The 22,580-nt window shown below is 36.7% G+C and carries 14 protein-coding genes; 3 read left to right on the plus strand and 11 right to left on the minus strand.

The features are described from left to right. Window positions 1-3: 3 nt before the first annotated feature. The 3 genes from HX004_RS12005 to HX004_RS12015 all read right to left on the minus strand — a co-directional run bounded on the left by HX004_RS12005 (window position 4) and on the right by HX004_RS12015 (window position 3,886). A complete protein-coding gene (locus HX004_RS12005; RefSeq protein WP_182648465.1) occupies window positions 4-2,004 on the minus strand; it encodes a fumarate reductase/succinate dehydrogenase flavoprotein subunit in 2,001 nt (666 codons plus the stop codon). A gap of 17 nt (window positions 2,005-2,021) precedes the next feature. Continuing rightward, window positions 2,022-2,849, minus strand: coding sequence for a succinate dehydrogenase cytochrome b subunit (locus HX004_RS12010; protein ID WP_286442784.1), 828 nt, complete (start codon window positions 2,847-2,849; stop codon window positions 2,022-2,024). Window positions 2,850-3,031: 182 nt separating this feature from the next. Further along, entirely contained in the window at window positions 3,032-3,886 is an 855-nt protein-coding gene (locus HX004_RS12015) for a ChaN family lipoprotein (protein ID WP_286442785.1), read from the minus strand. Between the two features lie 155 nt (window positions 3,887-4,041). On the opposite strand from HX004_RS12015, the gene HX004_RS12020 reads away from it, so the two are divergent. After that, window positions 4,042-4,824, plus strand: coding sequence for an alpha/beta fold hydrolase (locus HX004_RS12020; RefSeq protein WP_286442786.1), 783 nt, complete (start codon window positions 4,042-4,044; stop codon window positions 4,822-4,824). Window positions 4,825-4,871: 47 nt separating this feature from the next. On the opposite strand, the gene HX004_RS12025 is transcribed toward HX004_RS12020, so the two are convergent. From HX004_RS12025 to HX004_RS12040, 4 genes are all read right to left on the minus strand, one after another. Then, on the minus strand, window positions 4,872-7,631 hold the full coding sequence (locus HX004_RS12025) for a PD-(D/E)XK nuclease family protein (protein ID WP_286442787.1): 2,760 nt from the start codon (window positions 7,629-7,631) through the stop codon (window positions 4,872-4,874). Window positions 7,632-7,700: 69 nt separating this feature from the next. Then, window positions 7,701-9,092: a thrombospondin type 3 repeat-containing protein gene (locus tag HX004_RS12030; protein WP_286442788.1), complete on the minus strand. Its 1,392-nt coding sequence runs from the start codon at window positions 9,090-9,092 to the stop codon at window positions 7,701-7,703. A 109-nt stretch (window positions 9,093-9,201) separates the two neighbouring features. Then, complete coding sequence (kbl, locus tag HX004_RS12035) at window positions 9,202-10,395, minus strand: glycine C-acetyltransferase (protein ID WP_286442789.1); 1,194 nt, start codon at window positions 10,393-10,395, stop codon at window positions 9,202-9,204. Window positions 10,396-10,427: 32 nt separating this feature from the next. Beyond that, on the minus strand, window positions 10,428-13,580 hold the full coding sequence (locus HX004_RS12040) for a UvrD-helicase domain-containing protein (RefSeq protein WP_286442791.1): 3,153 nt from the start codon (window positions 13,578-13,580) through the stop codon (window positions 10,428-10,430). A 103-nt stretch (window positions 13,581-13,683) separates the two neighbouring features. Between HX004_RS12040 and HX004_RS12045 the strand changes: the two genes are divergently transcribed. Beyond that, entirely contained in the window at window positions 13,684-14,289 is a 606-nt protein-coding gene (locus HX004_RS12045) for a superoxide dismutase (protein WP_286442792.1), read from the plus strand. 177 nt (window positions 14,290-14,466) lie between these two features. Further along, window positions 14,467-15,867: an SLC13 family permease gene (locus tag HX004_RS12050; protein ID WP_286442793.1), complete on the plus strand. Its 1,401-nt coding sequence runs from the start codon at window positions 14,467-14,469 to the stop codon at window positions 15,865-15,867. A 21-nt stretch (window positions 15,868-15,888) separates the two neighbouring features. Here HX004_RS12050 and HX004_RS12055 read toward each other — a convergent pair whose 3' ends face one another. The 4 genes from HX004_RS12055 to HX004_RS12070 all read right to left on the minus strand — a co-directional run bounded on the left by HX004_RS12055 (window position 15,889) and on the right by HX004_RS12070 (window position 22,238). Continuing rightward, entirely contained in the window at window positions 15,889-16,056 is a 168-nt protein-coding gene (locus HX004_RS12055) for a hypothetical protein (protein ID WP_286442794.1), read from the minus strand. Next, entirely contained in the window at window positions 16,050-19,187 is a 3,138-nt protein-coding gene (locus tag HX004_RS12060) for a P-loop NTPase fold protein (RefSeq protein WP_286442795.1), read from the minus strand. The genes HX004_RS12055 and HX004_RS12060 overlap by 7 nt, the downstream gene beginning before the upstream one ends. A 161-nt stretch (window positions 19,188-19,348) precedes the next feature. Next, complete coding sequence (locus HX004_RS12065) at window positions 19,349-21,247, minus strand: amidophosphoribosyltransferase (RefSeq protein WP_286442796.1); 1,899 nt, start codon at window positions 21,245-21,247, stop codon at window positions 19,349-19,351. 64 nt (window positions 21,248-21,311) lie between these two features. After that, the gene (locus tag HX004_RS12070) at window positions 21,312-22,238 is read right to left on the minus strand and encodes a PfkB family carbohydrate kinase (protein WP_286442798.1); all 927 of its coding nucleotides are present in this window, start codon (window positions 22,236-22,238) and stop codon (window positions 21,312-21,314) included. Window positions 22,239-22,580 lie beyond the last annotated feature (342 nt).

Consider the following 22,580-nt stretch of genomic DNA (forward strand, 5'->3'; position numbering starts at 1 on the left):
ATATTATTTATAACTACGAGTTACCAACTTAATGTTTTCATACACCAACTCTTCTTTGTGTAGAACAGCATCTCTAGGATTTCCTTTGTACTCCCATGCAGCTGCATAAGCAAAGTTCTCATCATCACGTTGTGCTTCCCCATCTTCTGTTTGGTGTTCTTCGCGGAAGTGACCTCCACAAGATTCTTCACGGTGTAAAGCATCTTTCGCAAACAATTCACCTAACTCTAGGAAGTCAGCAACTCTAAGCGCTTTTTCTAACTCTTGGTTAAAGCTATCTGCAGTTCCAGATACTTTCACATCTTTGTAGAATTCTTCTCTCAATGCAGCAATTTCGTCCATTGCTTCGTTTAGACCTTGTGCATTACGAGCCATACCTACTTTATCCCACATGATTTTACCTAATTTTTTGTGGAAGTAATCTACCGAATGTGATCCTTTATTGTTCATTAAGTGATCAATCATGTCTTGTACATTTTTCTCCGCAGCAACGAATTCTGGTAAGTCAGTTGGAATTGCACCTGTACGAATATCATCAGCTAGGTAATCCCCGATTGTATAAGGTAATACGAAATATCCATCTGCTAAACCTTGCATCAAAGCAGAAGCTCCTAAACGGTTTGCTCCGTGATCTGAGAAGTTAGCCTCACCAATTACATAACATCCTTCGATTGTAGACATTAAGTTGTAATCTACCCATACACCACCCATTGTGTAGTGAACAGCTGGATAAATCATCATTGGTGTAGTGTATGGATCCTCATCAACGATTTTCTCATACATTTGGAATAAGTTTCCGTATTTATTCTCTACAACGTCTCTACCTAATTTGTAAACTAATTTCGCATCGTTTTCATCCAAGTGGTGAATACGCGCTTGTTCTTTACCGTAACGCTCAATCGCTGAAGCGAAGTCTAAGTAAACTGCTTCACCTGTTGCGTTAACTCCATATCCAGCATCACATCTTTCTTTAGCTGCACGAGACGCAACGTCACGTGGTACTAAGTTTCCGAATGATGGATATCTTCTTTCTAAGTAGTAATCTCTATCTTCTTCTGCAATTTGAGTTGGTTTTAATTTTCCTTCTCTAATTGCAACTGCATCTTCCATTTTCTTTGGAACCCAAATACGTCCATCATTACGCAAAGACTCAGACATCAAAGTTAATTTTGATTGGTGGTCTCCTGTAACAGGAATACAAGTTGGGTGAATTTGTGTAAAACAAGGGTTAGCAAAGAATGCTCCGCGTTTGTGTGCTTTCCAAGCAGCAGTAACGTTAGAACCCATTGCATTTGTAGACAAGAAGAATACGTTTCCGTAACCACCTGTAGCGATAACTACTGCGTGTCCTGAGTGACGTTCAATCTCCCCGTTAATTAAGTTACGAGCGATAATACCTCTTGCTTTTCCATCTACTAATACTAAGTCTAGCATTTCGTGACGGTTGTACATTTTGATCTTACCACGACCAATTTGACGATTCATTGCAGAGTAAGCTCCTAACAATAATTGTTGACCTGTTTGTCCTTTTGCGTAGAATGTACGAGAAACTTGTGTTCCCCCGAACGAACGGTTGTCTAATAAACCACCGTACTCACGCGCTAATGGCACACCTTGAGCCACACATTGGTCAATAATATTTGCTGAAACTTCAGACAAACGGTGAACGTTTGCTTCACGAGCGCGGTAATCTCCACCTTTTACAGTATCATAGAATAATCTGTAAATCGAGTCACCATCTCCTTGGTAGTTTTTCGCCGCGTTAATCCCTCCTTGTGCTGCAATTGAGTGCGCACGACGAGGTGAATCTTGATAACAAAATGCTTTTACATTATAACCAAGCTCTGCTAAAGTTGCAGCAGCTGATCCACCAGCTAATCCTGTTCCAACAACAATAACATCAATGTTACGTTTATTCGCAGGGTTTACTAATTTAATGTGGTTTTTATAATCAGACCATTTCTTATCGATTGGTCCTTGAGGTATCTTTGAATCTAATTTCATAATCAATTTCTTTAGGACTATTTAATAAAGTGAATGTATAATGGAATGATCGCAAATAAAGCTGGTACTAAGTATGCGAATGCATAACCTAATCCTTTAATCAAACAGTTATACTTTGGATTATTTATCCCTAAAGATTGGAATGCACTTGCAAAACCATGAGATAAATGGAATCCAAGAACAATCATTGCGATTACATATAAAATTGTGCTAATCAATCCTGTAGAAGGATCTTTGAAAAACTCAATTGTAATTTTATGTAAATCTTTGTAACCATCTGCAATTTTTAAGTCCATGCCTTTTTGATAAAACGCAGTTCCTTTAATTTCCAATTGTCCCATTTCAACCGCTCTTACATCGATTGGTTGCTCTTGAACTGTTTTGTAAATTGTAATGGGTTCCTCTTGACCTTCAACTTTAACTTCTATTGTTTGCAAAGGCATAGCCGAAAAGTGCATTTTCGCCCAGAAATTTACCATGTGCGTTACAATAAAAACTAACAATAAAGTCCCTAAAATCGCCATGTTACGAGAAGCCCATTTGCTGTTTGCACCAGCGTTGTTCTTCGCATATCCGATTGGACGAGCTTTTTTGTTTTGAACCGTAAGAACTATACCATCAATCGCGTGGAAAAGGATTGATATATACGTTAAATAAGATAATACTTTTACAGCTGGATTAGTTGTCATGAATAAGGCATACTCATTGAATTTTGACGCATCCCCAAAAATCAACTGAAGATTCCCTATCAAGTGACCAACTAAAAACAAGCATAAAAATAACCCTGTAAGAGACATCCAATATTTCTTTGCAATGGATGACTTTAAAAGTGCAGATTTTGCCATAATGTAATTTTAATTGTTTTTCTTGAAAAAATCTCTCAAAAATACACCTAATTAACGTTATCCACAATGCGTGAACGTTTATTTATATTGAATATAAACAAAGTTTTTTACCTTATTTCACTTAAAAAAAAATTAGATTGAAACTAGATTTAAGACTAAATAGTATATTATCTTAAAAGATTCTAAAACGACTTTAAAATATTCGCATCTATAACAAGAATAAAGTCAGCTAAACCTAGATTGAGTTTTTCGAAATTCCCCACTTCATCCGCCTCAACCATGGTAATTGTCGCTACTTTCAACTGAGGAGCGTAATTTTTTAAATACCAAAATATACCCTCATAGTTATTGCTGTGATAAGAACCATTATAGTGAACAAAAACTTTATCTGCCACCTGATTGGACTGAATAAAATGTGCCATTGTTGCATCTTTAATTGCTTGAGCTTTTGGTAAATTCTCATTCACATGATCTGCATCAAACATCGTCAACATCTCTTTATACCCAGGCAATTCTGGATCATAAGGAAAAGGAAGTGGTGCAATCCATGCTTTTTCTTCTACTTTCAATGTATCCAAAGCTTCCATCCCTCCTTTAAACAACAAACTCGCATAACGACGCGGAACATTCGTTGCAATAAAAGGAAAATTACTTTGCTTCGCATACTCTACCAACGGACGGTAATCTCCTTTGTAATTATTCCACAAACGCACCTCTTTAGAAAATTCTTCTTCTGAAATTTTTCCCGTCACATAAGCTGTCAAGCCTCCTTGATTATCTGCTTCAAACATTTCTGCTCCTAACACCAATTCTCGTTTTGCTCCTAAACTTTGTGTTACTTTCAACTGCAACCAATGTCCCAACGAGTTATTGTGGTATTCCCCAAACAAAACTACGTCCGATTTTTCCAATGTTTTAATCATCTGTTTATAGGTCACCTGCTTTCCTTTTGCATTGTAAATTTGATAAGGTTGTCCCTCACTTGCAAAAACGGTTCCCATGATTAAAGCGAATAATACGGTATAAATATATTTCATGTTTATTATTTTTATAAGCATCAAAGATAATTCTATTTGAATAATTTAGAATAAATAAAAATAAAAATACCTATTAACATAAAGCAATTCTAGAGTAGAAAGTTTTTTTTTTGTTTCTCAACCTTTACTTTTGTCTACTCAACAAACTATTTCGAATGACTCCAACATCATTACTATACAAAAACATTCAACTTAATTACTACGATCAAGGCAAAGGAAGTGCACTAATTTTTTTGCATGGTTTCTTAGAAAACGGCAAAATGTGGGAATCTTACCTCCAACACTTCTCAGCCAAATACCGCGTAATTAGCCTTGATTTATTGGGTCATGGAGATACTGGTTGTCTAGGTTATGTACACAGTATGGAAGATATGGCCGATGCCGTTCATGCTGTAATTGCTCACTTAAAATTAAAAAAAGTCACTTTAATCGGACATTCCATGGGCGGTTATGTGTCTTTAGCTTTTGCTGAATTGTATCCCGACAACGTCAAAAACCTCATTTTAATTAATTCAACCGCTCGTGCCGATAGTGCGGAACGCGTTCAAAATAGAAATCGAGCGATTGATCTCATCAAAAAAAATGCTCCGATGTTTATCACCATGGCCATCAATAACTTATTCGCCGATCACATCAGACCCTTACACGAGCAAGAGATCAATCACACCCGAGAAGAAGCGTTAAAAACGACAACACAAGGCGTTATTGCAGCTTTAGAAGGAATGAAAACGCGCATCGACAGAGAAGTCCTCCTGCACTTCGCTCCTTATTCCATTACCCTTATCTTGGGCCAAGAAGATCCCGTTATGCCTTATCAAGATACCGTAGACCAAACCTTGGGAACCAAAGCCGAAGTAATCACACTGGAAGGAGGCCATATGCTTCACATTGAACAAAAAGAAGCACTCAAACAACACCTGATTGAATTAGTCAAATAAATATAACCCCAAAAAAAAAGCGAGAATACTTTATATTCTCGCTTTTTTTATAAGGTCTCCACAAAGGGAGTTTCTCGATCTAAAATGACTAAAATAAGTTTAATTAACTCCTCTCTAAATGCAGCTAAAACAACGGGAGTAATATCGTGATCTACTGTTCTGCCCTCTCGAACACCAAAGAATAAAAACCCTTCTCTTCGGTTTTTAAACGAATAGATTCCCGCTTCCAACGAGGCTAAATTATGTTGTTCGCCATACATTAAAGCATAACACAACAACTGTATAATCTTATCGTTCTTCAAATGTTCTGTCAAACCCTCCCATTGGGATAATTTTACTTGATTGGACTCTACTTTTCCCGTTTTATAATCAATGACACGCACTTTTCCATTGCGACGTTCAATGCGGTCCACAAATCCAAACAATTTAATAGGAAAGGGCAAACGACTATCTTCCAATAGATGTTCTAAACGGGTTTCCAACGCCAGTAATGCTACCTCATCTCCTTGCTCTAAACCTTTGATTTCTTCTCGTAAAAAATGATACACATTGCGCTTAGCTACCTCAAAAGCCAAGAGATTTTTTCCCATTTTCTCCTTATCACTATTGTAAATTTCTTCAAACTGCTTTTGAACTTCTTCATTCGACTTTTGCTGAATTTCCTTAATCATCTCAATAGTCAATACCTTGCCAATATACGGTTGATACAAATTTTCCAAAGCATTGTGAATAATGGTTCCCAAGGTATTCAAAGCAACACTTTCCTCCACTTCTTCTACTTCGCGAATACGCAAAACCTGTTGAACATAAAATTGCAAGGGATTGCGCAAATAAGCTGTTAAAGCCGAAGGAGAAAATCCCTTAACAGTTGCGATCTCTTTGAGCTTTGTCATCAATTCCTCTGACTTTGCAATCGCAATAGGTTCATACGCTTTATCGGGCAAATAAGCTGAATAGGTCACATTCGTCAATTGGTGTTTCGCATGTGTTTCCATCTCCAATTGAGCTAAAAATCGGCTCTTTTCCCCTGCATCTAACCCTTCTGCTTGTGAATTATAAATTAAATACACTTGTTTGGCTCGCAAAAGCAAGTGATAAAAGTGAAAGCTGTAAATAGCGTCCTTTTCCTTATAGGTAGGCAAGCCCAATTCTCTCTTTACATCATAGGGAATAAAGGAATTCTGACTTTTTCCTGAAGGAAATTTCCCTTCGTTTACCGAAGTGAGAATTACGGTTTCAAAATCCAACACCCTACTTTCCAAGATTCCCATAATCTGCAGTCCCTCCAACGGGTCCCCTTCAAAAGAAACCTCACTCATATCCATAATCTGTTTGTACAAGACTTGGAGCAATTCAATTGAATGAATAAATGGATATTTTTCACAATAGGACAACAGGCGATTCAACAAATTATAGGTTGTAAACAAAAAGGTTTTCATCAAGCGATTTTGTTGACTATCTATCGCTAATTTATTTTTTACCCGAATAACCAACGCAATTAAATTCTTTAATATTGCTGTTGGATCTTTGTCTCTCCAATTCTCAAAAACCAAGCGTTTAGCATCCTCATCTGAAGCCTTCATCCAAGATTCAAAACGATCAAAAGAGAAGAACGTCAAGTTCTTTTTCTGTATTTCTGAAACTACGGCATCCACATCGAACAAGCCTTCCATCACAGGACTTGTCAACACTTCCAGCACATCGCGATAGTAAAAAACATATTGTTTCCCCCCACGGCGTACCGCAGCTAAATGCATTTTGAATATTTTGTTTAAAAATAATTGCACTGGGCTACTATTTCCACTATACCCCATGGTAATATTCAAGCTACTCACCGTACTTGGCAAACCATACAAAACAGGTTGTAATAGATTTTCATCTCCAAGAACAACTGCGATTTCATCCAAAGAAGTTCCCTTCGTCAATTCCTTATCGATAATCGAACCGACAATTTTAGCTTGTCCTACACTTTTGGGTGTCTGGATAATTTCAATCTGTTTTTCCTCACTAAAACAAGTGGTAATCCACTCGAAGGGATGATTTTGATAGTAAGGCCATTTTTGTTTGATCCTTCTCAAGAACAAACCCGCATCATGGTAAGGGTCAAGGAGAAATACCTCATCAATATCCCAAAAAACCCTTGCTCTACCTTCGACCAAAAAATGTTGAATAATCACTTCTTCCGCGGCGTTCAACGCATTAAACCCGGCAAAATAATATTGTTTGTCGCTAGATTTTACAAAATCTTGGTGCATGGCAACCGCTTCGCGATAAATCATGCCTTGATAGCCTATTTTTTTCGCTTTCAAATGCTGATATAAAGCGGCATAATACCCTGGTATTTGCTCCCAAAATTGGAGGTAATTTTTTACGATATCCGTCTGTTGATTGACATCTACTGCCCAGTGATTGATATCTTCAATATCTTTTAAATAGCTAAATACATGTTGAGGGTTCAATAAATAACGATCCACTTCATTAAAATCTTGCAACAGCATTCTCGCCCAATTGACAAAATAGTCAAAATCTTCTGCTTTGTCTTTTAACAACTGTTTATATACCAAATAAAATTCAAACAAGAGCTCAATGGAGTCAATTCCCCTTAATTGAGCAATCTCCTGAACCAATTCTTCGACACTAATAATGGTCGGGGCAAAAACACGGCTATCATAAAACAGCTTCAGTTGTTCTAACAAGAATACTTTTGCTCTTTTATTGGGAAGTACGACGACCAACTCGTCCATAGAGAGCGGAAAGTCCTTCTTTATTTCTGCAGCGAATTGATGTAAAAAACGTTGTTGACTCATGGGATTAAAGATAATAAAAAAAGGGCTTCGATTTCTCGAAGCCCTTTTCTATCTTATGGTCTTACCCAATTATTTTTGTAATTGAATTTCAACACGTCTGTTTAACTCACGTCCTTTAACAGTTTTGTTAGAAGCGATTGGTTCAGCAGATCCGTAACCTTTAGAAGTTAAACGGTTAGCGTCAACACCTTTCTCAACTAAGTAAACTTTTACTGCGTTAGCTCTGTTGTCAGATAACGGAACGTTGATTTTGTCAGATCCTGTGCTATCAGTATATCCAGCGATGTGGAATTTAGCAGTTGGGTATTCTTTCATGATTTTCACGATGTTATCTAAAACAGCGTAAGAAGCATCTTGGAATGTAAACTTACCAGTGTGGAATAAGATTGTTTTTCCGTACTCATTAAGTTTTTTAACTTGCTCTTCTTTGATTTCTGGACATCCTCTGTTTGAAGCAGGACCAGGAACATCTGGACACTCATCTAAATGATCAGGCACTCCGTCTCCGTCTCTATCTGGCCAAGGACAACCTTTATTTTCTTTTGGACCAGGAACTTCAGGACACTCATCTTTATGATCTGGCACACCGTCACCGTCTGTATCAGGACATCCGTTGAATTCAGGTAAACCTGGAACTTCTGGACACTCATCTTTATGATCTGGAATACCATCTCCGTCTGTATCAGGACATCCGTTGAATTCTGGTAATCCTGGAACATCTGGACACTCATCTAAATGATCTGGAATACCATCTCCGTCTGTATCAGGACATCCGTTGAATTCTGGTAATCCTGGAACTTCTGGACACTCGTCATATTTGTCTAAGATTCCATCTCCATCTGTATCTTTTCCACCAAATTGGAAACGAATTCCCATGAAGTGTTGCATATGAGATGCTACATCAACATCTGGAGTTCTTGTATCGTCAAATGAATGTTTGTAAGTCGATTGAAGTGTTAAAGCGATGTTTTTTGTAAACCAAAAGTTTAATCCTAAACCTCCATTAACAGTTCCTGTACTTGCATCACCCATAAAAGTATAACCTCCACCTACTAATAAGAATGGGTCAACTACTTTTGTGTTTAATAATTCTTTGAAGCTGTATTTAACTTCTGCGTCAATACCATAGTATGACAAATCTCCAGGATTATACTTTAAGTATCCTTCAGATTCTTTAGAAATAAATTTGTCAATTTTGTTCACAGATCCCACTACTCCTAATGAGAATCCGTCACCTAGATATCTAGATACGTTCAAATAAGAGATTGAAGGTAAAATGTTCCAATCCGAAGTTTGGAAATAACCTCCCATTCTATGTGAAAACCCTTTTGCTGAACTAACTTTAGTGTTTACAGCATTCGCACCAATAGTTACAGCCCACGGATGGTCGGCATCTTGCGCTTGAGTCGAAAGACCCGCACATAGTATTGCCGCTGCAATTAATTTGTTGAGATGTTTCATAACTTTATTTTTCTATTTATTGTAATGTTAAAACAAAAATACAATTATATGTCTAGTTAACAAATTTTATTCTTAACAATTATTATGATTTACTAAAAAAACCTAATTTTTAGATTACATTTAGTTCTTTTCCTACCTCAATGAAAGCCTGAATCGCTTTATCTAGGTGTTCTTGTGTGTGTGCTGCGGATAATTGAACGCGAATTCTCGCTTTTCCTTGTGGCACAACGGGATAGAAGAACCCAATCACATACACCCCTTTTGTCAAAAGACGATCAGCCATCTCTTGGGATAACTTGGCATCATATAACATCACTGGCACAATAGCTGAATCTCCATCAATAAAATCAAAACCAGCCTTTTTCATTCCCGCTTTGAAGTAATTCGTGTTCCACTCTAATTGGTCGCGAAGTTTAGTGTCCTTTTTCAACAATTCAAACACTTTCAAAGAAGCACCTACAATCATTGGAGCCAAGGAATTTGAGAATAAATAAGGTCTAGAACGCTGTCTCAACAACTCGATAATTTCTTTTTTACCTGTTGTATATCCTCCCATTGCTCCTCCTAAAGCTTTTCCTAAAGTACCGGTAATAATATCTACACGTCCCATTGCGTTTTTCGCTTCCATGGTTCCTTTTCCTGTTGCTCCGATAAAACCAGCAGCATGACACTCATCCACCATAACCAACGCATCGTATTTATCTGCTAAATCACAGATTTTATCTAATGGAGCGACTACGCCATCCATAGAGAATACCCCGTCTGTAACGATAATCTTGAAGCGGTGTCCTGCCTCATTTGCTTTAATTAATTGTTGCTCTAAATCAGCCATGTCATTATTTTCATAACGGTAACGCGCAGCTTTACACAAGCGAACTCCGTCAATAATAGACGCGTGATTTAAACTATCTGAAATAATTGCATCTTCTGCCCCTAATAAAGGTTCGAAAACTCCTCCATTTGCATCAAAAGCTGCTGCATATAAAATAGTGTCTTCTGTTCCGTAGAAATCTGCAATTGTCGCTTCTAATTGTTTGTGAATGTCCTGCGTTCCACAAATGAAACGCACCGATGACATACCAAAACCATGGGTATCCAAAGCGTCTTTTGCCGCTTGGATTACCTCTGGATGTGAGGATAATCCTAAATAGTTATTCGCACAAAAATTCAATACTTTTTCTCCTGTCGAAACTGTAATCTCTGCTCCTTGTGGCGAAGTAATAATTCTCTCTTTTTTAAATAAACCATTGTCTTCAATCGACTTCAACTCTTGTTGTAAATGGTCTTTAATTTTTCCGTACATACTTACTCTTTTTAAGCGTTAACTATACTCTTTTACAAATGTATTATATTTAAATCATCCACTCCCATATATAAAATAACTTTTTTAACCACCTCATAGCCCATCTCCTGAAGTGATTCCTCATATTTTTCCAATTGTTTGACGTACTTCTCTTCTGGTTTTCCCGTTTTATAATCTAACAAATAAGCCTTTTTACCTTGAATCAATACTCGATCGGGAATGAGGTTATTCTTATCTTTGCCAATCATCATGCGTTCGTTATATACCGTTCCCTCCGCAAAAAACACCTGTAAATCTGGATGTGTAATAATTTGTTGAATGGCATTCGTAAAATTAGCGCGTTCACTTTCTACAATTAACCCTTCTTCTAAAGCGCGCTCAATAGCGGCTTCTATATCTTGATTCGTCTGAATAAACGACATAATCTTATGGGTAATATTTCCATAAGCAATCGCCTCCCCTACTTGGGTATCCCACATCAAAGCTTCGCGCTCTGCAATTTTGATATCGTTGAAATCAAAGAGGGATTGAACACTTTGAATTAATTTATTTTGATCGGCTGCAATTTCATTGGCCTTTGATAATCGATGTGGATTTCCAAACTCATAAACGTGAATTTCCTCTTGGTATACCCCTTGTTGACGCAAATAGTGAATAAAGAAACGAGACATATTATTCTTATATTCTCCGTCCGTCTTCATATCTCGCGTTGTGATAATATGAAGCTGTTCTTCTGCTCTTGTTAAAGCAACATATAACACATTAATATTGTCTAAGAGCTCTTCTTGTTCTTTTTCTCCATATAATTTTTCGGCATAAGCACCGTATTCTTTTACTTCTTTTTTTGCATCCACCAACGCTTTTGGCAACTCAATTCCCTCGTCAAGTTCATCAAATTCTACCCACAGCTTATCGCGATTGGATCGATCGTAGTCTTCTTCTGCAAAGGGAAAAATAACAACGGGAAATTCCAATCCTTTGGATTTGTGGATGGTCATCAACTGCACCGCCTCTTTTCCTTCAGGGGTTGGAATACTAAACTTGTGGTTATTATCCTCCCAATACAAAATAAAATCCCCTATTCCGTATTGATTTTTAATGGTGCGTTCCAGCACAATATCCAAGAAGTACAACACATATGAACTCGTGGCTTTGGTTGGAAAGAAAGCGCGAACAATAATTTCCACAGCTTCATATAACGATTTCTTTCTACACTGATCAAAAGAAATAACTACTTCTTTGGTCAACAACCAAGCCTCAAACTCCGCATCAACAGTATATTTTAATCCTTCTTCAATAAAATCATGTGCAGCTTCTTGTTGTCTCACATTCGCTATATAATACAAAATCATCGACTTTGACTCTTTGTCTTCTTTATTGCGGATATAGCGCAAGACATCCATGATGAGTCTCACTTCTGTTGCGTGACTAATCAAGAGCGAATCTGAGGATAAAATTGGAATTTCTTGTTCGGTTAAATAATTGGCTAATGCAATACCATGGGCGCGTTTACGCGTCAAAACCACCATATCACTATACTGAAATCCCTGCTCCTTACAGCGCTGAATGGTATCTAAAGTCGCTTGCAAGTACAATTGTTCTTTGCCAATTTCATTCTCTTTATCCACCAAACTTTCATCGAGAAATTGCAAATTGACATAACCGCCTTCTTTACTGTTGATTTCTTGATAACTTTGGTGTTCGTAAATATGCTTGTAATCCTCTTGGGTAAAAAAGGAAGAAATACCGTTAAAAAAAGCATTGTTAAACTGAATCACCTCTGAATAACTGCGGTAATTTTTGCCTAAGACCACTACCTCTTTATCGGGGTTTGAGAAGGGGTTCACCTCTTTACTCAAGGCAATGAATTGCTCTGCCTTTCCACCTCGCCAGCGATAGATAGACTGTTTAGGATCACCTACTAACATCAAGGTTCCCTTCACACCAAAATCTTCTCCCGCTAGTGCATTATCAATCAAAGGCACAAGATTATCCCACTGCATCACTGAGGTATCCTGAAACTCATCAATAAAAAAATGACGGTAGCGCTCTCCTAATCGCTCGTAGATAAAAGGAGCGGGTTGATGTTGAATCTCATTGTGAATAATTGCATTAAACTGACTGATTGACAGCATATTTTTTTCATCCTGAATATGTTGCATTTCAATACCCAAGATATTCAAGAGCGATAAGGGTGTGATATTTTTCAAAAACGCTTGATAAAACAAGCGCTTGGCAAATAATTGGTAAATCACCGCCAATTGTCGAAGTACTTCAGGCAATAAAGCTTCTATTGTCTCTCTATCTTTGGCGGCCTTGAGTATCGTCACTTCGTCAAATTCAACGTATTTGCGCTGGGTACTTTTATCCGTATCGTTAATAATCGCCAAGAGGTGATTGGGAAACGTTCCGCGAGAAAAGGATTTCATATCCACTCCTTTGTCTATTAACAAGTCCCAAATCGCTTTTCCCTTTTGCTGGGTATCTTTCGTTATTTCCTCTATTTTTTTTCGCAAATAATCGCGGGTAACCACAAAATCTTGTAGCGTCTTTTCATCAAATAACGCAATTTCCTCTCGGTTGTTTTCGTTGAGCAATAAAGCGCCCATCTCTTTCAATTCACGGGTGATATCCCAACTTTTATCATTATCGGCTTTGTCAATAGAGAAGTCAATCAACACTTTGGTTAACTCCTCATCTGTCCCCGCTTTGGCGATTACAGAATCTACTGCCTCTTGCAGCAATTCATCCGAATCCAACGACACCTCAAAACTCATGGGTAAGTTCAGGTCAAAAGCGAAAGAGCGAATTACCTTATGGGTGAATTTATCAATCGTAGAAATATCAAAAGAAGCGTAATTGTGAATAATGTGCTTCATGATGCGTTCTGATTTTTTCTTGATCTCCTCTTCCTTCAATCCAGTTTCTTCCACCAATTGATTCAACATGGATTGATACTTACTTCCCGTTTCTTTCTGAGAAAAAGCATAGAGACAAGAAAGAATTCGATTTTTCATTTCTGCCACAGCTTTGTTAGTAAAGGTAATCGCCAGAATTTTTCGATAGGCATCATCCGATCGATCTACTAAGACGATTTTTAAATATTCTTTTACCAACGTATGTGTTTTTCCCGAACCTGCAGAAGCATTATACACTGAAAATGAAGCTCTTTCCGCTTTTATCATTGAATTATCTCTTAACTTTTATTAACCCTTAAGATTTTTTATATTCCATAGAAAATCCCTAAATTTGAATAAAAATAACACTAATCTTTAAATAATACGAATTATGGCTTTCGAATTACCACAATTACCTTATGCGTATGACGCATTAGAACCACATATTGACGCACGTACAATGGAAATCCACCATACGAAACACCACAATGCTTATACTACTAATTTAAATGCAGCTATTGCTGGTACTGAATTAGAAGGAAAAACAATCGAGGAGATTTTAGCAAACCTTGATATGGCTAATGGTGCAGTTCGCAACAACGGTGGAGGTTTCTATAACCACAACTTATTCTGGACTGTAATGAGCCCGAATGGTGGTGGAGAACCAACAGGAGAATTAGCAGATGCTATCGCTAAGGATTTTGGTTCATTTGCAAACTTCAAAGAAGCTTTCGCAAAAGCAGGTGCTACTCAATTTGGTTCAGGTTGGGCATGGTTATGCGTTAAAAATGGTAAATTAGAGGTATGTGGTACACCAAACCAAGACAACCCGCTTATGCCAGGTGTTGCTTGTGGTGGGACTCCAATCTTAGGAATGGACGTTTGGGAACATGCTTACTACTTAAACTACCAAAACAGACGCCCTGACTATATTTCTGCTTTCTTCAGCGTAATCAACTGGGCTGAAGTTGCTAAGAGATATGCAGCAGCAAAATAAGACATAAAGAGTTCACTCTTTAGATATCAAAAGGGAAGTATCGCGGATACTTCCCTTTTTTTATTTGAAAACTGCATGGAATCAATAGATTTACTTCTAATCTTCTACGTTTTTTTACTTCTTATCTCCTTTATTTTTTTGTAATTTCCCTTTCTATCACACTATACGGATTATCTCATGCAATTAGATTACGAACCAGAAAGCCTTAGACATAAGTCCAAACGCAACTATATCATCATCGGATTAAACGCATTGATGTTATTTGCTTTGATTCACTTTTTACCTTATGAACCCCAAGTAAACAAAGGTCTCGCTCTATTGGCTTTTGTCGCTGTTTTATGGTTAACCGAAGCCCTACATGTAACAACTACGGCGGTTTTTGTTCCTGTACTCGCCATCGGATTAGGACTAATGGATGTTCAACCGGCACTCGTCTCATTTGCAGATCCCAATATCTTTCTTTTTTTGGGTGGTTTTGTATTGGCTGGAGCGTTACACGTACAAAAACTAGACTTAATCATCGCCAGCAAGATTATGTATTTGGCAAAAGGACGATTATCACACGCTATCTTTTACTTATTCCTCGCTACGGCAGTGCTTTCCATGTGGATCAGCAATACGGCAACTGTAGCCATGATGCTCCCATTGGTAACGGGTATATTAAGTCAATTGGATAAAACCCAACACCGCAATACCTACGTTTTTGTTTTATTGGGTATTGCTTATAGTGCGAGTATTGGTGGAATGGGAACCATTGTTGGTAGTCCTCCCAATGCAATCGTTGCTTCTCAGCTCAACTTGTCTTTTGCGGAATGGCTCAAAATGGGATTTCCTATGGTACTTATTCTCCTTCCCTTGATGATTGCGGTGATTTATTTTGTCTTTAAACCTAAACTCAACCTGAAGTTTGAACATCAAATGGAATCCATTCCCATGAATACGGATCGCTGGATTACCCTAGGAATTTTCTTATTAACGGCCATTTGCTGGATTTTGAGCAATCAAATCAATCCGCTATTCGCAGCTTTGGTTGGTTTTGATGGTACGTTCAAGAATTTTGATACCTTCATTGCTTTGGGTGCTTTTATTCTCATTTGCGTGAGTCAGGTTTCTCGATGGAAAGAACTGCAACACAACGTTGATTGGGGTGTTCTGTTGCTATTTGGAGGTGGGTTAACGCTGAGTATGGTGCTCAAGGATTCGGGTGCAAGTAAGGTTATGGCAGATGTGTTAGTTTCTATTATTCACGGTAGCTCTTTCTTCATCATCAGCTTAATTGTCGCTTTTTTTATTGTTTTCTTGACGGAATTCACTTCCAATACAGCTAGTGCAGCGCTATTGGTTCCCATTTTCTTCTCGATTTCACAGGAATTGGGCATGCATCCCCTCGGTCTTTCCATGATCATCGGACTGGGTGCTTCTTGTGCGTTTATGCTTCCTGTAGCCACTCCTCCCAATGCCATCGTATTTGGCACGGGTGATATTCAACAAAAGGAAATGATGAAAGCGGGGTTTATTCTGAATATTTTCTGTGCGGTTATTATCGCGGCGGTGGCTTACTTTTTTTGGTTGGGGTAAGAGCAATTTACTTAATAACCTTTATATAACTACGCCTTGTTGAATGCTATTCAGATTTTCTACCTGTAGTTGAACAGGGGTATAAATATCCGTCTCTAATTCTGGAGTTTCAATAGAAATGATCAACGAATAGCGCATCGTTTGATTTATATTAGATTCATTTATTGTCTGGATACAAATTTTTACCATAACTCCGTTTCATTTAAAACCACATATTCAAACTCTATTATTTCATCAGTCCACTTTCCTCCAGAGTCCGTAATATCTGTAACCTTAATAATAACATAGCAATCCTCTTTTTTAAAGACAACGATATCATTTTTCATAGCCTTCTGCACAGTTCCTTCTTGAAAAAGATAGTATTGAATATCCTCAACTTCATAGATATCCTTAGTATCCTCAACTTTCGCAGACAACATTAACCCTACACCTTCAAAACGCACTTTCCTATCAACAGATTTATAAATATTGATAACTATTTCTCCAAAATCAAATTTATATGGGGATGACCCAAAGCCAATGCTAGTATCTTTTAATCTCGGTTTTATTACATTGATTCTCCCCTCCTTTATCTCATCTATCTCTTTTTGAATCTTCTGGTATATTTCAACTTTTAAGGCTAAATTTAAATATATGCTTAACAGTTGTTTCTCCAGCTTTTTTAAGATTTTTATCGTTTTTTCACCATCAATCAACTCCTCAACTGCTTTATTAACTAAAAGTAGTTGATTCAACATTTCTTTTTCCTCTACTAATCCCCTATCAATCTTCTCTTGTACGTTTCCTTGTCCCTCAAATTGAATTGCTTGGTAATTATTGTTTTCATATAATTCCCAGAAATTGCGAATCATTTGAATATTATCGAAATGATTCAATCTATTAGAAAACAAAAATGTTTTAAAAGTAGTTCCAACCTTTTTTGTGTCATTAGAATCCATTTCACCAGCAAAAATCTGAAACCAAAATGGTTCACAAGTTATCCAACTCCTTTCTGGAAAACTACTTACTTCCTGAAATCGCACAAATGTTCTTAAGTATTCTTCAGGATTTTCTTCTATTAGTTTTCTTACTAAAGAACAAGCTTCTTTATCCAAATGAATTGTTATTTTCTTACTATCTTCAATCGAAGCCACGCATTTGTATAATACCTCAATATGTTTTTGATTAAACAAGAATTCATTTTGAATCAAATCTTTTAAAATACTTCTATTAATAGCTAATAATTCCTCGTGTGCAAAAACATACTCTTTGCTTTCTTCTGTATTTCGTATAAAAGCAATTAACAAATCACCATTGAACAAAAATGGATAATCAGGATATTCTCCTTTTAGGCTTTGGCTGAGATATTCTTTATATTCAAATTGATTGCCAATTAAATTTATTTTTATCATGTTTTGGACCACTACAATCTTCATTAACTCTACCAAGCGTTCTCCTATATTCCAATCATTACTCTTTAAAAAAGTATAAAATAAAGCATCAATATAATTGAACAAGGCATCCGTATCTTTTAACAATTCGATACGTTTTTCCGAAAGATAGGCAATCAGATAACCTGTTTGTTTTTTCTCGAAAATATCATCAATCCTTCTTTTATTCTCTTTAATTGAACTGACAAACATTTTCTCAATTATAAATGGATTCGCATATTCATTGACATAAGATTTGAAGTAATTATCAAAGGTATATTTATTATTTATAGATAATTCTGATCGAATATTATTTTCAAATAAAAGTTTAAATAAATCTTTGAATCCCTCATCAATAAATTCAATCTCTTTGTTATCTGTTTCACTCTCCTTTTCGAACGACTCTAACTTAGGATAAATAGTGTTTATATCTAGTTTTTCATCTGTACTCGGGTGAAATAACCCAATTGATTTCACAATTTCACCATCCCGAATCGCTTCATAATACCTTTTCCACCTGTACTCAATTAACAATAAAATAAAGAAATCTTTAAATTCCACACCTTCCTTCTTTAATCGATATTCATCAACAAATCGATTTAGAAAACGCTTACAATCTCTCAAGGTAGAAAGAACAATTAAAGCAGGACCAACAACCGATTGTATTTTAGCATCTATTAATTCATCATCTCCAAACAGTCTTTTCAATTCATTCATTAAAAAACTAGTATATGCCGTCTTTCCAACAAATGGTAACTGTTTCTCTATCGTAAAAAATTTATCAATAAATGGAGATTTTCCAAATTCAACATCCTTCTTCAATACTAAATTCACATAGTCTTTATCATACGCTGATATAAAATACATATTATCAAAACTAGCATTTCCATCAATCAATTTACATACTTCGATGATCTCTAGTGGTAATAACCGATCGAAATCATCTATGAAAACAACTATCTTTTTATTAATTCGTTGAATGGCTTTATTTATCTTTTCCTTCTCAAAATCTTTGGCAAAAAACATATTATGACTTTCCACAACAAAATCAACTACACTTGTTTTATCTACCACTTGGATGGCTTTTAGATAATTTGAAAATGAACTCGAAAAGCGTATATCATATTTCTTTAATTCTTCATATAGTGTTTGAAAAAATTCAAACTGAATATGCTCAATTGATTTAGCATAACGAGGATTAAAATCTATTACAATATATTCTTCTTTTCTACAATCAAAACATTCTTTCAATAGATACATAAAGGAACTTTTTCCTTCTCCCCAAACTCCTGTAAGACCAATACTAAGCCCACATTTATACTCAATCATTGTGTTTCTTAACGTTTGAAAGAATTCACTTACAGTTAATCTAAAACCAAGTATGTCTTCTTCATTTTCTTTACTTAATGGTTTATCACTATAAAAAGAGAATCCCTCTTTTTTACTGTTATCTATCCTCCTCCCCCCATTAAGAACTAGTGCATGAATAACAAAAAGAATACTAAATAAAACGAGTAAGTCTAAAACACCTAATCCGCAGTAACCACTACTATATACATACTTAGGTTGAAATCTATAAAAACCATATAGCAGAATAAATACAGTGCCAAAAATTAAATATCTATAAGGTATAAATGTTTTATATTTCTTGTAGTTCGATAGCCCAAAAATGGATATACCTAGTAAAGCAACCAATACAAACCAAAATAAGAAAATGCTATCCGTTGTCTTAGATAATATTTTACCTACAATATATTTATCAAACCACCCAATAAAAAGCTCTTGAAAACTCAACCAAATGAGAATAAAAAACAACGAACTTATTACAGCACGCGTATCATTTTTATCCCATAACAACAAGCTCTCATTTGTATCTTGCTCTTTTTTATTTAAAGTTTCATTATTATCCATTAATCAAAACTTTTTAGTCAAATTAAACGCCAAATATACCCCATCTCTTTAACACTTCTCTTTAAAAAAAGCCAACCCCTTTCTTTTCTGAGGGAATACCAAAAGATTCAAAACAAAAAAGCACCGATCTCTCGGTGCTTCTATATAATTCTTAATTCCTATTAATACGGTTTCTCATCTCTGCCTTCGTAGTAGTTGATGAATGCGCGGTTAACCACGCGATTTCCACCTTTAGTAGGGTAGTCTCCCGTGAAGTACCAATCCCCTAAGTTTTTCGGACACGCTTTGTGTAAGTTGTCAATCGATTGGAAGACGATTTTGATTTCCGATTTGATTCCCTCTTCTGTTACCATTTGAGCGATTTTTGCTGAAATCTCTTCGTCTGTAAAAGGTGCATAAATCTCTTTCACGTAGTTGATTACCTCGTCGTCTTTCAAGCCTACTTGTGCTTTTGACTTTTGGTATACCTCTTCCACAATGTGATACATATTGCGCTCTTTCAGCATCTCGATTACCGCTTGGAAAGCGATTAACCCTTCTAATTTAGCCATATCGATTCCGTAGCAATCCGGGTAACGCACTTGAGGCGCTGCAGAAACAACCACAATGCGCTTCGGATTCAAGCGATCCAACATGCGGATGATGCTTTTCTTCAAGGTTGTCCCACGTACAATACTGTCATCGATAATCACCAAGTTATCCGTTGGTTTAATCACACCATAAGTTACGTCGTATACGTGAGCAACTAAATCATCACGGCTACTGTCATCTGTGATAAACGTACGCAATTTCGCATCTTTAATTGCAATCTTCTCTGTACGTAATTTTACCGATAGAATCTCTTGTAGTTTGGCTTCCGATAAAGCTTCTTTATTCTTCAAGATATCTGAAATCTTACGCTGATTTAAGAAATCTTGTGCCCCTTCAATCATTCCGAAAAAAGACGTCTCGGATGTATTGGGAATATAAGAGAATACCGAATTATCTGTATCGTTTTCAATAATATCTAACACTTGTGGGAAGATTAACTTTCCTAAGTCTTTGCGCTCTTGGTAGATATCCGCATCATTTCCTCTTGAGAAATATACGCGTTCGAAAGAACACGCTTTCAATGGAAGTGGATCTAAGATTTGCTCAAAGTGTACACTTGCATCTTTCTTTACGATGATGGCTTGCCCTGGTGTTAATTCTTTAATATCTTCAAAAGGTACATTCAACGCCGTTTGGATCACTGGGCGCTCACTTGCTACTACGACGATTTCGTCATTTTCGTAGTAAAATGCTGGTCGAATTCCCGCTGGATCTCTAAACACAAAGGCATCTCCGTGTCCTAACATCCCTGCCATTGTAAATCCACCGTCCCAGTTTTTAGAAGCTCTACGCAAGATACGAGCAATATCCAAACGCTCACCAATAATTGGAGAAGCTGTTTTTTTAGAAAATCCTTCTTGTTTTATTTTGTAATATAAATCATCGATTTCATCATCTAAGAAATGACCGATTTTCTCCATTACCGTAATGGTATCCGACATTTCTTTAGGGTGTTGCCCCAAGCGCACTAAATCGTCGAATAATTCTCTAACATTCGTTAGGTTAAAGTTTCCAGCAACAATTAAGTTGCGGTGCATCCAATTGTTTTGACGCAAAAATGGATGAACACTCTCGATGCTATTCTTTCCAAAAGTTCCATAACGCACATGCCCTAAAAACACTTCACCTAAATACGGAATGTGTTTTTTCTGTAGTTCAGCACTATCTGCATATTCTGGATGTTCTTCCATTTCTGCATTGATGCGTCCGTTGATTTGAGCAAAAATATCTTGAATCGGTTGTGCTTTATTTGAACGCACACGACTAATATAGCGCTCGCCTGGTTCCATATCTAATTTGATACTTGCCAAACCAGCTCCATCTTGTCCTCTATTATGTTGTTTTTCTAGGAGTAAGTACATTTTTTGAATCGGGTAAAATGCACTCCCATATTTTTCTTTATAATAGGATAGAGGCTTTTTTAATCGTAAAAAAGCAATTCCACATTCGTGTTGTAGTGCGTCGCTCATAGTTCGTTGTGTTGTGTGTTATCATTAAAAAAAGCCCCACGACGAGGCTTAATATGTTGCATGTTTATTTGAGTTCAATGTCGAACTGTGTTAACATTTTAAATTGCATTAATCTTTTTTTCATTTCGGCTTCTTCGAGCTGTTCCATGCGCTGTGTTCCGAATTCTTCTACACAGAAGGAAGCTAAATTAGAGCCAAAAATAATGGCGTTCTTCATACATTGAAAGGATATACTTCCTCTTTCTGTTAAATATCCTGCGAATCCCCCTGCAAAAGTATCCCCTGCTCCTGTTGGATCGAATACTTCTTTTAGTGGTAGTGCAGGTGCAAAGAAAACATCTTTCCCTGAAAACAACAAGGCTCCGTGTTCTCCTTTTTTAATTACCACGTATTGAGGACCCATCTCGTGAATCACCTCTGCTGCTTTTACCAGCGAATACTCCCCAGATAATTGGCGTGCCTCTTCGTCGTTAATGGTAATCACATCGACTTGCGTCAAAACTGATTTCAGCTCGTCTAATGCGCAATTCATCCAAAAATTCATGGTATCTAACACCACTAATTTCGGTTTTTGTTCCAATTGATTTAATACGGATTGCTGAATGGCAGGATGCAAATTCCCCAACATCACAACATCGGCATTTTTAAAATCAGCAGGAACCACAGGGTTGAAATCTTCCAATACATTTAATTGTGTATCTAATGTATCTCTTGCGTTCAAGTCGTTGTGGTATCTACCACTCCAAAAGAAGGTTTTACCGCCTGGAACTACTTCAATACCTGTTGTATTGATATTTTTACTTTCTAGTAATTCAATATATTCTTTCGGAAAGTCATCCCCTACTACAGAAACTATTGCTGATTCAACTTCAAAATGAGAAGCAGACAGTCCTATATATGTAGCAGCACCTCCTAATACTTTGTCCGTTTTCCCGAATGGTGTTTCTATGGTGTCAAACGCCACTGTTCCGACGATCAATAACTTGTTCATATTTTTGGAAAAGAAATAAGATGCAAATATATATCATTCCTGATTTTAGAACAAAAATTAATCCCTTTTATTCTAAAATTAACTTACAGTCAACGCCTTACCCCTCCCTATCTTTCTTTTTCTCCCCTTTATCTATCCGATGAAATCCCCTTACTTTCTCTTTTACTTTGTTCTAAACAAGACAAATACACCGAATTAAAGATACCGTCTGGATGCAGATGGGTTGTAGTTTAGTTACAGTTTCCAATCAGCTCCCTCAAGCTTATTGGGACATTCCTTCGACTACCCTTCGTCAAAACCCTTAATTTACGAGGAAAAGTCCTAGGAAAGTCGAGCATGCCT

This window comes from Myroides sp. 1354, from assembly GCF_030324495.1.
Lineage (GTDB): Bacteria > Bacteroidota > Bacteroidia > Flavobacteriales > Flavobacteriaceae > Flavobacterium.